Here is a 13,114-nt window from a genome sequence, read left to right on the forward strand (position 1 = left end):
GTGACTTCAGCTCTCCTTCTGCTTCAGGACCTCGGCGAGGCTCGGCGCCTCCCGGTCCCGCTGGGACATCGATGTGGCCGGCAGCGGCCAGGGAATGGCGAGCTCCGGGTCGTCGAAGGCGATCGTCACGTCCTCGGCCGGATCGTGCGGGCGGTCGATCCGGTACGAGGTGTCGGCGGTCTCGGTCAGGGCCTGGAAGCCGTGCGCGCACCCCGCCGGGATGTACAGGGTTGCCTGGGTCTCGCCGGACAGCTCGAAGAAGGCGCTGTTGCGGTAGGTAGGCGAGTCCGTCCGCAGGTCCACGACGACGTCGAAGACCATCCCGTACGAGCACCGCACCAGCTTGGCCTCGCCGGCGCCGGAGCGCAGGTGCAGGCCGCGCAGCACGCCCCGGACCGAGCGGGACAGGCTGTCCTGGACGAAGGCGTCCGGGTCGAGGCCCACCGAGCGGACCACGTCGGCGTCGAAGGTGCGGCAGAAGAAGCCGCGCTCGTCGGCGTACGGCGTCGGCTCGAAGAGGTACGCGCCGGCGATCTCCGGGACTTCGGTCGCTTTCATGGAGTCTCCTGCCGGGCGTGGGCGTGGGCATGCGCGTGGGCGTGGTCGGTCGCCGGGAACAAGGCCGAGGTCAAGGCGGCGAACTGGTGCCCGAGTTGCCGGGTGGCGACCAGGTTCCGCTCGGTGAGGGTTCGCCGCAGCTCCGCCGATCGCTTTTCCAGCGCCCGGAACTGCTCCAGCAGCCGGTCGGCGTCGACCTCGCGGGCCGGGTGGCAGTACGCGGCGAGGCCCATCCGGTCCATGAGCGCGTCGCTCTTCGCCGCATAGCTGAGGGCGAGCGTCGGCGTGCCGACTTTCAGGGCGCAGACCAGGTTGTGGTACCGGGTCGCCACCACGGTGTCGGCGGCCGCCGTCTCCTTCATCAGGTCGGCCAGCGAGGCCGCCTCCGCGGCGGTGACCAGCGGCGAGTCCACCGCGTCGAGGATCGCGGCGACCACCGGGGCGTCGCACTCGTCACCGGTGAGCAGCCGTACCGGCCTGCCGTCCTCGACCAGCGCGCGGACGAAACGGGTCGTCCCGTCGAGGTAGCGCCGGTGGATCTCCTCGGCCCGGGCACGGTCGTCGTCGCCGCCGTGGAAGTCCATGACGCCGACGCAGACCGGGCCCAGCGGGTCCGAGGATGCGCCGGCCGGTGGCGCCGGCAGGGCGAACGCGAGGTCCGGGTAGACCTCGTCGCGCGCGGTGTCCACGCCCATTGCCCGCATCGCGTCGCGGGACAAGGTGTCCCGGTACGAGCGGTAGGCGGCCAGCCGCGCCGACCAGCGCACCAGGGTCCGGGTCGGCCGGTTGCCGATCGCGGCGGCGCCGACGCCGACCAGCGCGACCCGGGTGCCGAACAGCCGGCCGGACGCGCAGAGCAGGAACAGCGAGTACGGGAAGCCCCACGGCCGCAGCGGCAGCGTGGCCTCCAGGACGCCCATGCCCGGCACGATCACCACGTCGTGCCGGCGCACCCAGGCAGCGGTGCGGAAGGCGTCCACGAGTTTGCCCAGGCCCTTCCCCACGATCGCGCCCGCTCGGGACGCGGTGCGGTACTCGCCGCGGTACCAGTGCAGCCGCGTCGCGGGGATCCCGTACCGGGCCGTGACGACCTCGGGTCCGCCGCACAGCGCGTCCACGACTGCCTTCGGGTGCTCGGCGCGGAGGTACCCGAGCACTGCTTCGAGCGAGCCGTCGTTGCCGAGGTTGCCGGAGCCGAGCAGGCCGAACACCCCGACGCGCACCGGGGTTTCGTCCGCGGACGTCATGCCTGCCTCCCCTCACGGCCGGCGACGAGGGCGTCGACGGAGACGGTGAGTCCGCCCGGGCCGACCGGGGCACGGTCCTCCACCCGCTCGCCGGCGCCCGGCCGGACGCGGCTGGTCATCCACGCGGCCAGGTGGCGGTAGCAGGCGCGCCGGTCGGCCGGGGAGAGCGGCGCCCGCCGGATCGCCGAGGCGAAGCCCCACACGTACTCGGCGAGCAGTCGGGGCGTCGGGTGCAGCGGGCCTGCCCGGCGCGGGTCCAGGTTGACGCAGCGGGAGCGCTTGGACGGGTTCGCCCGCTCGGCGCGGGTGGGGTGGTCGCGGCGGAAGTACAGCAGCTCCGGGACCTGGTGGAAGGGCCCGTGCAGGGTGATCTCGGCGACGAACGTGCGGTCCGCGTGGTGGTAGCTGTCGTGCGGCTTCACCCGGCGCAGCACGTCGGCCCGCATCACTCCGTAGAAGTCGTCGCCCCCGGGCTCGAACAGCAGGCTGCGAAAGCGCTCCGGTGCGTGCGGTGAGTCGGTGGCGAGCCCGTACTCGTACGGGACCTTCACCTTGCCGTCGCCGTCGATGACCGCCTGGCCGCTGTGCGCGAGGATCACGTCCGGCCGCTCGTCCAGCGCCTGGACGCAGCGCAGCAGCAGGTCCCGGGCGTACAGGTCGTCGTGCGAGGCCCACTTGAACAGCTCGCCGCGGCACTCGGTGAACACGTGGTTGTGGTTCGGCGCGGCGCCGATGTTCCGGGGCAGCCGGAGGTACCGGATGCGCGAGTCCTTCGCGGCGTACCGGCGGCAGATGTCCTGGGTCCCGTCGGTCGAGGCGTTGTCGGAGATGACCAGCTCGAAGTCCTCGTAGGTCTGGCCGAGCAGGGCGTCGAGCGACTCGGCCAGGTACTCCTCGCCGTTGAACACGGGCAGGCCGATGCTCAGCCTGGGTTGCGCGGTCATGAGGTCCTCACTTCGGGAATGGGTTTGTGGTGGCGCTCGCGCAGGGCGGACCGCAGCTGCAGCCACCAGACGGCCGAGCTGCAGACGGTCGCGGCGGCGACGCCCCAGGCCGAGCCGACCGTGCCGGCCACGGCCGCCCCGCCGAGTCCGCCGCCGACATAGAAGGAGGAGGCGAACAGCTGGCTGCGCAGGCTGCGCCGGGCCGCGCCCAGTGCGCGCAGCCCGGCCGCCGCGCCGGTGCCGAGGCCGGCGCCCGCGACGCCGAGGGTGGCCGGCACGATGAGCTCCGAGGCCGAGCTCCAGACGCCGCCGAGCACGAACTCGCCGAGCCGGTCCGGCACCAGCAGCAGCGCCGCACCCCAGAGCAGCGCGGCGACGGCCTGCCCGGCGCCGAGCAGGAGACAGAACGTGGCCAGTCGGTGCGGGGCCCGCCGCAGCACCCGTGCCGCCTCCGCGACGGTGACCAGCGAGAGACCCATCAGTACGGCGAGGAACGGGCCGAGCAGCAGCTCCGCGCCCCGGACCGCACCCACCGCGCCGACCCCGACGATCACGCCGAGCCCGTACGCCCGCAGCTGGCTCGCGCCGCTGACGCCGACGTTCTCGACCAGGTACCGGTAGCTGAGATCGCGCTGCTCGTGCAGCCACTGGCGAGCCGCGGTCATCCGCGGCCGGATCCCGGACTGGAAGCAGCCGTACACCGCGGCCACCGCGGCGGACGCGCCCCAGGCGAGCACGAAGGCGGCCACGCTGCCCGCGTGGGCAGCCACCACCATGGCCGGGACGAGCGCGACGCCCCACACGAGGTCGTTGACGAACGCCTTCCGCCCGTTGCCGGCGGCGAAGAACGAGTAACGCCAGGCGTCCTGCAGCAGCAGCCCCGGCAGCATGACGCCGAGGCAGGCGAACGCGGACCCCACGCTGCCGCCGAGAGCAAGGCCGATCGCCAGACACACCGCGCCGATGGCACCGCCGACGCCGAGCGCGGTACCCGACGACCGGGCCACCGCCCCGCGCCAGGAAGCGTCCGGCACGCCGCTGAAGCGCACCACGAGCGGGTCGGTGGCCAGGCCGCGGGAGACGCTGAGCACCACGCCGTAGGTCACCCACGCCAGGCCGAACACGCCGAACGCGGTCACGCCCAGCGAGCGGGCCACGTAGATCCCCACCGCGAAGTTGGTCATGCTGGAGGCCGCCTGGTCGGCCAGCCCCCAGGACAACCGGCCGACGACGGCCCGCCGGGCGGACCCGGCCGGTGACGCCGTCGTCCGCGGATTCGCCCCCTCGGTGGCCATCGGCTTCACGCCTTGATCAGCCCGGCGCCGTGCAGGGCGTCGGCCGCGGCGGCGACGGCGTCGAACGGCAGCCCGGCCCGCTCGGCGATGTCCAGCAGACCGTGCTCGCCGTCGGAGAGACTGAGCACCCAGAGCATGGCCATCTCGGCCTGCTTGGTGTCGCTGCGGCCGCCGAGCGCGTCGTACAACCCCCGTCGGCCCAGCTGTGGTTCGCCGTACGGGCTGAGGTTGACGTACCGCCGGTTGCGGTCGAGGACGTCGAACGCCTCGCGGCAGACGGCGAGCGTGTCCTCCATCGCGTCCGGGGAGACGAAGTCCGGGTTGTCCGCCGAGGTGTGGTACTCGGGGTAACCGGCGTACGGGGTACGGCTGAGCGAGCCCACGCCGAGATCGAACCCGGGCGAGCAGTACTGCCGCTCGTCGTAGCCGTACGGAGTGAACTCGTTGACGCGGTGCGGGCGTTCGGAGGCGGCCAGCACGTGCCGCATCACCCGGTCGATCTCCGCGTCGCCGCGCCTGCTCTGCTTGTACGTCAGTTGGCCCGAGTCGCCCGCGCAGGCCAGCACGAGCCCGTGCTTGACCCGTTCGACCCGCTCCGCGTTGCGGGCCAGCCAGGTGATCGCCCCGATGGTGCCGGGCGCGTAGATGAACCGGTAGGTGTAGTACGGCGTCTGCTCGGCCAGCGCGCGGGCCAGGAACGTGGCCACCGCGATGCCGGCCAGGTTGTCGTTGGCCAGCGACGGGTGGCAGACGTGGCAGGAGACGATCACCTCGTCGGGGACCTGCCCGGGGACCACGTGCTCGGCGTAGGTGAGGTGGCCGTCGGCGAGTGTGGAGTCGACGCGCACCTCGTAGTCGCCGTCCGGCAGCGCGTCCAGGGTCTCCTGGGCCAGGCAGAATCCCCAGTCCGGCTTGTAATAGCTGGTGCGGTACGGCACCCAGGACGGGTGGTCCGGCAGGGTGTGCAGGTGTTCGCGCAGCTCGGCCAGCGGCATGGTCGCCGACACCGGCACGCTGTAGCCGAGCACGTGCAGGCTGGACTCGGCGAAGTCGACGACCCGTTTTCCGGTGGCGTCGGCGACGTACGCGTCCCGGATGTTCCACTCCTGCGGCACCGTCCAGTCGAGCACCTGCGTCCCGGTCGGCACCTCGTGCAGCTGCAGTGGGACGTACTCGCCGACGATCTCCAGGGTGGCGCGCACACCGTCGCCGGTGATGCTCCGGCACAGCGGGTAGAGCCGCTCCACCAGTGTGTGCATCTCCTCGCCGGCCGCGGTCATCCGCGCCGCCGCAGGGTGTCGTCGACGGTGCCGGCCTCGGACGCCGCGCGCAGCACGGCGAGGCGGGTGAAACGCTGCTCGAAGTCCTCCTTGGTGAGTCCGAACTTGCGGTAGGCGTCGGCGAGTTCGAGGGCGCCCTGCAGAACCGTCCACTCGCAGTCGAAGCCGGGGATCGCGGCGCGGAACCGGGCGAAGTCCACCCGGTACGACCGCGGATCGGCACCGTTCTCCCCGGTGATCCTCACCTTGGCCCCGGACACCGCCTCGGCGACCTGCTCGGCGATCTCGGCGACCGTGACGTTGTTGACCTCGCTGCCGATGTTGAACGCCCGGTCGTGCACCGCTTCGCGCGGCGCGGTCAGCGCGGCCGTGAAGGCCCTGGCGATGTCGGCGGCGTGCACCAGCGGGCGCCAGGGGGTGCCGTCGGAGAGCACGAGCACCTCACCGGACAGGAGTGCGTGGCCCACCAGGTTGTTCAGCACGATGTCGGCGCGCAGCCGGGGTGAGTAGCCGAAGGCGGTGGCGTTGCGCATGTACACCGGGGTGAAGTCGCCGTCGGACAGTGCGTGCAGGTCGTCCTCCACCCGCACCTTCGACTCCGCGTACGGCGTCACCGGGCGCAGCGGGGCGTCCTCGGTCACCAGGCCGTCTCCGCCGGCGGCACCGTAGACCGAGCAGGTCGACGCGTACAGGAAGCGCCGCACTCCGGCGTCGCGGGCCAGCCGGGCCAGCCGTACGGAGGCGTGGTGGTTGATGTCGTAGGTGAGGTCCGGCGCCAGCGATCCCAGCGGGTCGTTGGAGAGCGCGGCCAGGTGGATCACGGCGTCCACCCCGGCCACGTGTTCGGCCGTGACGTCGCGCAGGTCCACCCGGTGCCCCGGCGGGTCCGCGGGGGGCTCGCCCAGCACGCAGTCGGCGAACAGGCCGGCGTCGAGGCCGACGACCTCGTGCCCGGCGGCCGTGAGGACCGGGGCCATCACGGTGCCCAGGTAGCCCTGATGTCCGGTCAGCAGTACGCGCAAGGTTCATTCCCCCAGGTCGAGAGTGAGTTTGGTGACGGCGAACGCCTCGGCGTAGCGCGCGTGGCATTCGATGCCGCGGATCCGGGCGAGACCGAGGAAGGCCTCCCGGTCGTACCAGGGCCGGTGCCGCTGCGAGGGGTAGTGCTCCTGCAGCAGCCGCACCTTCTGTTCGGCGATCTCCGGCGACAGCGGCTGGTACGTGGTCGGACGGCCGAGATCGCCGTCCCACTTGACGATCTCGTAGCCAAGTACGAGGTGGTCGCGGAACGCGGTGGGTATCAGCTTCGCCAGGCCGCGGTGATCCTGGTGGGCGTCATCGGTGCGCGGGGCGAGGATCAGATCCGGGTCGGTCCGCCCGCGCAGTTCCTCGACCGCCGCCTTGGCCTCCTCCCAGTGCACGGGCAGGCGGCCGTCCGGCAGCTTGTGCACGGTCAGCCGCAGGTCGGCGCCCGGGCAGAAGGCGGTGAGCGCGGCCTGCTCCTCCTGCTCCCGCTCGCTGCCACCGCCGGAGAGCACCAGCGCGTCGACGCGGATGCCCGGCCGCGAGAGGCACATCGCGAGCAGCGTGCCGCCGGCGCCGATGGCGATGTCGTCGCAGTGCGCGCCCACCGCGACGACGCGGTCCAGGCGCCCGGCCCCGAGCCGGATCACGCGCCCACCCCCGCGCCGTCCCGCTCCCACACGGCCCACGGGCGGTCGCCCCGGGTGTACGCGTCGTCGAGCGCGGCCCGTTCCTTCACGGTGTCGGTCGGCTTCCAGAAGCCGCGGTGCTGATGCGCCACCAACCGCCCCTGCTTGGCCAGTTGGGCGCATCCGTCGGCGACCAGGTCCCCGTTCTCCGGTATGTGGTCGAAGACCTCCTGACGGAGCACGAAGTAGCCGCCGTTCTCCCACAGCGGCATGTCGCTCACCGCGGTAATGCCCCCCACCATGCCGTCCTCGCCCAACTCCACACAGTGGAACGACGATTGCGGCGGCACCACCATCATCGACGCACCGGCGTCGCGCAGGGCGAACTTCTCGATCATCTCCGGCAGCGGGGCGTCGGTGAGCACGTCCGCGTAGTTGGCGAGGAACATCTCGTCGCCGTCCAGGTGGTGCCGCACCCGGCGCAGCCGCTCGCCGATCGGCGACTCGATGCCGGTCTGCGCGAACGTGATGGTCCAGTCGGCGATGTCGGTGGACAGCAACTCGGTGCGCCCGCCCCGCAGTACGAAGTCGTTGGACACCGTCTCCTCGTAGTTGAGGAAGAAGTCCTTGATGTGGTGGGCCCCGTATCCGAGGCACAGGATGAACTCGGTGTGCCCGTAGTGCGCGTAGTAGCGCATGACATGCCAGATCAGCGGTCGCGGGCCGACCATCGCCATCGGCTTGGGCACGTCGTCGGAGGTTCCGTTGCGCATCCGCATCCCGTAACCGCCGCAGAACAGAACGACCTTCATGCTGTGCCCTTTCGAGACGCGTTCTCGACAATGCTCAGTTCCGGGATGGGAAAGACCAGCCGGCCGCCCCAGTCGTGCACGAAGGACAGCTGCTCGACCAGCTCGGCCCGCAGGTTCCACGGGAGGACGAGGACGTAGTCCGGCTTGTCGACGGCTATCTGCTCGGGCGGCAGGATCGGGATGCGGGTGCCCGGGGTGAACCTGCCGTGCTTGTAGGGGTTGCGGTCGACCGTGTAGGCGAGCAGGTCGGGCCGGATGCCGCAGTGGTTGAGCAGGGTGTTGCCCTTGCCCGGGGCGCCGTAGCCGACGACCGTCTCGCCGCGCTCGGCCGCCTCGATGAGGAACCGCAGCAGGTCCCGGCGCACCTTGGCCACCTGAGCGGAGAACTCGGTGTACCCGGACAGTTCCTGCAGCCCGGCGGCCTTCTCCCGGGCCAGCACGTCGGCCACCCGCTGCGTCGGCTCGCCGGCCGCCTCGGCAGGCCGGGCCCACAGCCGGATGGAGCCGCCGTGCGTGGGCAGCAACTCGACGTCCACGAGGGCGAGTCCGCCGCTCGCGAGCGCCCGGATCGCGGACGCGACCGTGTAGTACTGGAAGTGCTCGTGGTAGATCGTGTCGTACTGGTTCTCCTCGATCAGGGTCAGCAGGTGCTGCACCTCGATGGAGACCCAGCCGTCGTCGGCGACGAGGGCGCGCAGCCCCTGCGTGAACCCGACGACGTCGGGGATGTGCGCGTACACGTTGTTGGCCACGACCAGGTTCGCCGGGCCGTGCTCGGCGCGGACGGCCGAGCCGGTGTCCGGGCTCAGGAACTCGGTGAGCGTGGGCACACCCGCGTCCCGCGCCGCGGCGCCGACGTTCACCGACGGTTCGACGCCGAGGCAGCGGATCCCCCGGTCCACCACGTGCTTCAGCAGGTACCCGTCGTTGCTCGCGACCTCGACCACGAAGGCGTCGGGGCCGAGCCCCACCCGCTGTACGGCGTCGGCGACGAACGTACGCGCGTGCTCCACCCAGGAGGTCGAGTACGAGGAGAAGTACGCGTACTCCTTGAACGTCTCCTCCGGCGTGATCAGCGGCGGGATCTGTGCCAGCCAGCAGTCGGTGCAGACCCGCAGATGCAGCGGGTACGCCGGTTCCGGCTGGTCCAGTTGGTCCGCCGCGAGGAAGCTCTCGCACGGCGGGGTCGCTCCGAGATCGACGACGCTCTCCAGCGCCCCCGAGCCGCAGAGTCGGCATCGTGTCATTTACTGCCCCCCATTGATTCCGTCCCCACCGGCGGCGGGCTGTCCCCGCCGCCGGACCGCCCCGCGATCGCGGTGCGGTACCCCTCCATCAGGCGATCGAGGCCGACGGCCGGGCTGAAGCCCTGCTCGTAACGGCGCCGGGCCGCCCGGCCCATCTCCCGGTTGCCGGCCGGCTCGGCCGTGATCCGGCGTATGCACGACGCGAGCGAGGCGGGCTCGCCCGGCCGGTGGAGGAGGCCGGTCACGCCGTCCTCCACGAGTTCGACGAAGGCGCCGTGACCGGCGGCGACGGTCGGCACCCCGGCCGCCATCGCCTCGACGACCACCAGGCCGAACGCCTCCAGCCATGTCGAGGGAGCCACCACGGCGACCGACCGCGCGATGGCCTGACGGCACTGAGCCGGGTCGTACAGGCCGACGTAGCGCACGTCGTCCCGGCCCGCCGCCCAGGCGGTCACCTCTGGCTCCAGTGGCCCCGTGCCGGCGATCACGAGCGGCGCGCCCACACCACCGCTCGCCGCGATCTCGTCCCACGCGGCCATGAGCAGCCGTACGCCCTTGGCCTCCGCGAGCCGGCCGAGATAGAGCAGGTGCTCGCCGTCGCCCGCTCGGCGGACGTCCGGCTCCGGCACGAAGTTGTGCTTCACGGACAGCCGCTCGGCCGGCATGCCGGACCGCACCAGGACGTCGCGCTGCGCCGCGGAGATGCAGAAGAACCGCTCCACGCCGGACCACCACCGCCGCCGGTTGACCGACAGGCTGACCGCGAGCGGCACCGTCGCGAGGCGGGAGTTCCGGTAGCAGCCGTGCCGGACGGCGGGCAGCGGCGTGGACCCGACGCACTCGGTGCACGGCCGGCCGTCCCGTTGCAGCGTGCCGGGCGGGCAGACCTGGGTGTAGTTGTGCAGCGTGGCGACGGCGGGCACTCCGGCGTCGGCGCAGGCGGCCAGCACCGCGGGCGACAGGAGCGGGAAGACGTTGTGGACGTGCACCACGTCCGGTCGCCCGGCGCGAAGCCGGGCGGCGAGCTCCGTGCGGACAGCCGGGTTCCACGGTACGAGGAGCGCCACCGCGGCCTTGCCCGGCAGGGACCGGGCGGCGATGTCGTCGCTGCGCCGCTCGAACACCTCGACCCGGTGGCCGGCGGCGCGCAGCAGCTCCACCTCCTGGTCGACGACCTTGTTCTCCCCGCTCGGCTGCGCCGAGGCGTAGCGGTTGTGCACCACGAGGACGTGCATGCTCAGATCACCTCCGATCTACGGGCCCAGCGCGGGACGGGCCGGCGAGGGGCTTCGGGTGCCGATGGGGGAGTGGCCGCGGCCGGTGTCGCCAGCAGCGAGGCGGCCAGGGCCAGATGCAGCAGATACGGCGAGGCGTCGCCCAGCCCCGCCTCGGTGTACGACGCGATCGCGCAGTAGCTGATCAGGAAGAGCGCGCAGGCCCTCTGCAGCGACGGCGGCCGCAGCAACGCGACGCCGGCGAGGACGACGAAGATCGCCACCACCAGGGTGACGCCGGTCAGACCCTGCTCCTGGTAGACGGCCAGCCAGCTGTTGTCGATCGGCAGTCCCCCGAACGACTTGTCGCCCAGGCCCGCGCCGAACAGCTGTTCCGAAGTCGTCCTGGGCGCTGCCAGCAGGGCGTCCCAGACCTTGGCCCGACCGGTGAGGCTGGTGAAGTTCTCCTGGCTCTGTCCGCGCAGGAACCAGGCCTGGACCATCGAGCCGAACCCCACCGCGGCCACCGCGGCGCACACCACCGTCCAGGTGAAGAACCGGCGGGCGGCGGCGCTGGTCAGGATGAGCGAGCCGATCGCCAGGGTCAGCCCGATCAACAGGCCGAGGGTGGCCGTGCGGGTATGGGTCAACGCGAGCAGGACGAGTGACGGCACGATGACCACGGCCGCGCCGGCCCGGTCGGTCCTGCGGCCCAGCAGGAGCAGCACGGTGAGCCCGATGATCACCGCGGCGTACTGTCCGATCTGTGGCGGGGTGAGCGGCCACAACGCGCCGACCAGGCGCCCGCCGTAGAGCTCGGGCATGGCCGCGCCCGGCGAGATCACCAGGCCGGCGGCCACCGACCCGAGCACCGCGAAGTACATCCGGATGTGGTGCCGGACGAACGTCAGGCCGCCGTCCCACCAGCGGCTGAGCAGCCACAGCGTGCCGATGAACAGAGCCAGCCGGGTGCAGCGGAACAGCGCGCCGAGCCCGGACTCCAGTTGCAGGCTGGAGATGAGGCTCGGCACCAGCAGCAGGGTGAGCAGCAGCACGAAGGAGCTGGCTCGGATGCGCAGCCGCAGATTGACCGCGAGCGCCAGGGTGAACGCGGCGACCAGCGCGCCCATGGTGACCAGTTGGATGAGGGAGCGGGGCAGCGGGACGATGGTCTTCGCCCCTGCGGAGCCGAGCGTGTTGAGGATCAGCAGTCCCCAGACGATCCCGACGATCCTCGGTGTGCCGGCGGGGTGCGGTTCGGCCCCGGCCTGCGTGCCCGCCATGTCCGCTCCGCCCGGCAGCCCACCGCGCCGCAGGTCCACGCCCATCTCAACCACCGGCCCGTGTGCGGAAGGTGCTGCCCGCGTCCTGCTGGTACGGCGTGCCCTGCCACTCCCCGAAGGTGAGTACCCGGCTCGGGTCGTGGGCGACGAACTTCCACGGTCCGAGGTAGACGTTGTCGTGCCAGCGGTTGCCCTGCTTGCCGGTGATCGCCTCGGACACCCGCTCGGCCTTGTACGGCGACCAGTCCGGATAGGTGCCGTAGTTGGCGAGGACCGCCATACGGTCGCACTTCGAGGTGCACTTGACGACGGACTTGTCCAGCACGAAGCGGTTGTCGTGGATGTCCACCCGCTGGGTCTTCCACCGGCAGTCGTCGTAGAGCGGTGGCTCGGCGATCGCCGGCTGCGCGCAGCGGTCGGTGTCCGGCACCAGCATGGTGCAGTCACCGGACGAGGTGTTGGCCGGGCTGTTGCAGAACCGGTCGGCGTTCTCCCACAGGGTGATCCCGGACCAGTTGTTCTCCAGCACGTTCTGGTAGATCTCGATCTTGTCGGTGCGGGCTTTGATCCGTGGTTCGCCGCCGGACTCGGAGAGGTAGACGGTCGCGAACGGGAAGTCGTCACCGCGTTCGGCCTGTCTGCGGCCCTCGACCCAGTTGTTCCGCCGGATCGTGTTCTTCCGGATGACCGCGTTGTAGCTGGTCTCGTAGATCAGCGCGGCACCGTCGTTGGCCTCCAGCACGTTGTCCTCGATGCGGAAGTCGTTGTTGTTGGTGTCCGCCCACAACCCTGTTCCGCGGTTGTCGTGCACCCAGTTGTCACGTACGTCGGCGCCGTCGACGGCCCAGAACTTGATGCCGCCGGTGCAGCCGCAGCCCTCCCGTCGCCGCTCCCAGTCGCCGGTGTTGTTGCCCACGATCTCGTTGCCCTCGACGACCAGGCCGCGAATGGTGCCGCCGGCCTTGTACGCGTTCATGCCGTACTGACCGTTCTCGCGCAGGCAGTTGGCGCGGACCTGCTGGCGGGCACCGGCCATCAGCCCGGCACCGGAGTTGTACTGGATCGTCGCGTGCTCGATCACCCACCCGTCGGCCGAGTCATGGTTGACCACGCCCTCGTCGGGCGGCGCCACGAAACGCTGCACCGTCAGGAAGCGGATGGTGACGTCGCGGGCACCGCCGCCGAACGCGTACTGGTTCTTCTTCCGGCCGTCGAGCACCGCGCCCGGCGCACCGAGGTAGCGGTTCCCCGCCTTGGGGATGACCTGGGCGTAGCGGTCCGGCTCCAGCCGGTGGGTGCCCGGTCGAAGCCAGAACGTGGTGTTCGGCGGGTTGCTTCTGGTCTTCGCGGCCAGGTCACCGACCACCGCGGGGTCGACCGTCACCGCGTCCGCCGGCGCCGTCGCCGGGCCGGCCGCGGGCTTGGCGCACACCCGGGCCACGGACGTGGAGGCTGCGGTGGACGGCGCACGGGTCGGCTCCGCCGGGGCGCCCGGCGTGCTCTCGCAGCCGGTCGCCGCCAGCAGAAGCAGCGCCAGCGGTGCCGCCGCCGGCGACCGGTTCCGCCACTTGAACCTCAC

Annotated in this window: 12 protein-coding genes; all 12 read right to left on the reverse strand. The window is 71.7% G+C overall.

Annotated features, from left to right (window positions below; genetic code table 11):
* Positions 1-6: 6 nt before the first annotated feature.
* From rfbC to ACH4TV_RS36410, 12 genes are read right to left on the reverse strand one after another with little or no spacing between them, the layout of a single operon-like run.
* Positions 7-558: a dTDP-4-dehydrorhamnose 3,5-epimerase gene (rfbC, locus tag ACH4TV_RS36355; RefSeq protein WP_398405546.1), complete on the reverse strand. Its 552-nt coding sequence runs from the start codon at positions 556-558 to the stop codon at positions 7-9.
* Positions 555-1,805: a polysaccharide pyruvyl transferase family protein gene (locus tag ACH4TV_RS36360; protein ID WP_398405547.1), complete on the reverse strand. Its 1,251-nt coding sequence runs from the start codon at positions 1,803-1,805 to the stop codon at positions 555-557. Before ACH4TV_RS36360 ends, rfbC begins: the two co-directional genes overlap by 4 nt.
* Positions 1,802-2,749 (reverse strand): glycosyltransferase family 2 protein, encoded by a 948-nt coding sequence (locus ACH4TV_RS36365; protein ID WP_398405548.1) that lies wholly within the window; start codon positions 2,747-2,749, stop codon positions 1,802-1,804. Before ACH4TV_RS36365 ends, ACH4TV_RS36360 begins: the two co-directional genes overlap by 4 nt.
* Complete coding sequence (locus ACH4TV_RS36370; protein ID WP_398405549.1) at positions 2,746-4,044, reverse strand: hypothetical protein; 1,299 nt, start codon at positions 4,042-4,044, stop codon at positions 2,746-2,748. Before ACH4TV_RS36370 ends, ACH4TV_RS36365 begins: the two co-directional genes overlap by 4 nt.
* A 5-nt stretch (positions 4,045-4,049) precedes the next feature.
* Positions 4,050-5,324 (reverse strand): DUF4910 domain-containing protein, encoded by a 1,275-nt coding sequence (locus ACH4TV_RS36375; RefSeq protein WP_398405550.1) that lies wholly within the window; start codon positions 5,322-5,324, stop codon positions 4,050-4,052.
* Complete coding sequence (locus tag ACH4TV_RS36380) at positions 5,321-6,346, reverse strand: NAD-dependent epimerase/dehydratase family protein (protein WP_398405551.1); 1,026 nt, start codon at positions 6,344-6,346, stop codon at positions 5,321-5,323. Before ACH4TV_RS36380 ends, ACH4TV_RS36375 begins: the two co-directional genes overlap by 4 nt.
* Before the next feature lie 3 nt (positions 6,347-6,349).
* On the reverse strand, positions 6,350-6,997 hold the full coding sequence (locus tag ACH4TV_RS36385) for a PIG-L deacetylase family protein (RefSeq protein WP_398405552.1): 648 nt from the start codon (positions 6,995-6,997) through the stop codon (positions 6,350-6,352).
* Positions 6,994-7,788: a glucose-1-phosphate cytidylyltransferase gene (locus tag ACH4TV_RS36390; RefSeq protein WP_398405553.1), complete on the reverse strand. Its 795-nt coding sequence runs from the start codon at positions 7,786-7,788 to the stop codon at positions 6,994-6,996. Before ACH4TV_RS36390 ends, ACH4TV_RS36385 begins: the two co-directional genes overlap by 4 nt.
* Positions 7,785-9,035: a class I SAM-dependent methyltransferase gene (locus ACH4TV_RS36395; protein WP_398405554.1), complete on the reverse strand. Its 1,251-nt coding sequence runs from the start codon at positions 9,033-9,035 to the stop codon at positions 7,785-7,787. The genes ACH4TV_RS36390 and ACH4TV_RS36395 overlap by 4 nt, the downstream gene beginning before the upstream one ends.
* Positions 9,032-10,273: a glycosyltransferase gene (locus ACH4TV_RS36400; RefSeq protein WP_398405555.1), complete on the reverse strand. Its 1,242-nt coding sequence runs from the start codon at positions 10,271-10,273 to the stop codon at positions 9,032-9,034. The genes ACH4TV_RS36395 and ACH4TV_RS36400 overlap by 4 nt, the downstream gene beginning before the upstream one ends.
* A 2-nt stretch (positions 10,274-10,275) precedes the next feature.
* Complete coding sequence (locus ACH4TV_RS36405) at positions 10,276-11,580, reverse strand: O-antigen ligase domain-containing protein (protein WP_398405556.1); 1,305 nt, start codon at positions 11,578-11,580, stop codon at positions 10,276-10,278.
* Position 11,581: 1 nt separating this feature from the next.
* On the reverse strand, positions 11,582-13,114 hold the full coding sequence (locus ACH4TV_RS36410; protein WP_398405557.1) for a right-handed parallel beta-helix repeat-containing protein: 1,533 nt from the start codon (positions 13,112-13,114) through the stop codon (positions 11,582-11,584).

This window comes from Streptomyces sp. NPDC020898, assembly GCF_044333925.1.
Taxonomy (GTDB): Bacteria; Actinomycetota; Actinomycetes; order Streptomycetales; family Streptomycetaceae; genus Streptomyces.

Bases quoted from the DNA above. Each gene is read 5' to 3' on its own strand.
- ACH4TV_RS36395 (WP_398405554.1), bottom strand. From the start codon at position 9,035: ATGACACGATGCCGACTCTGCGGCTCGGGGGCGCTGGAGAGCGTCGTC.
- ACH4TV_RS36365 (WP_398405548.1), bottom strand. From the start codon at position 2,749: ATGACCGCGCAACCCAGGCTGAGCATCGGCCTGCCCGTGTTCAACGGC.
- ACH4TV_RS36405 (WP_398405556.1), bottom strand. From the start codon at position 11,580: ATGGGCGTGGACCTGCGGCGCGGTGGGCTGCCGGGCGGAGCGGACATG.
- ACH4TV_RS36370 (WP_398405549.1), bottom strand. From the start codon at position 4,044: ATGGCCACCGAGGGGGCGAATCCGCGGACGACGGCGTCACCGGCCGGG.
- rfbC (WP_398405546.1), bottom strand. From the start codon at position 558: ATGAAAGCGACCGAAGTCCCGGAGATCGCCGGCGCGTACCTCTTCGAG.
- ACH4TV_RS36400 (WP_398405555.1), bottom strand. From the start codon at position 10,273: ATGCACGTCCTCGTGGTGCACAACCGCTACGCCTCGGCGCAGCCGAGC.
- ACH4TV_RS36390 (WP_398405553.1), bottom strand. From the start codon at position 7,788: ATGAAGGTCGTTCTGTTCTGCGGCGGTTACGGGATGCGGATGCGCAAC.
- ACH4TV_RS36360 (WP_398405547.1), bottom strand. From the start codon at position 1,805: ATGACGTCCGCGGACGAAACCCCGGTGCGCGTCGGGGTGTTCGGCCTG.
- ACH4TV_RS36375 (WP_398405550.1), bottom strand. From the start codon at position 5,324: ATGACCGCGGCCGGCGAGGAGATGCACACACTGGTGGAGCGGCTCTAC.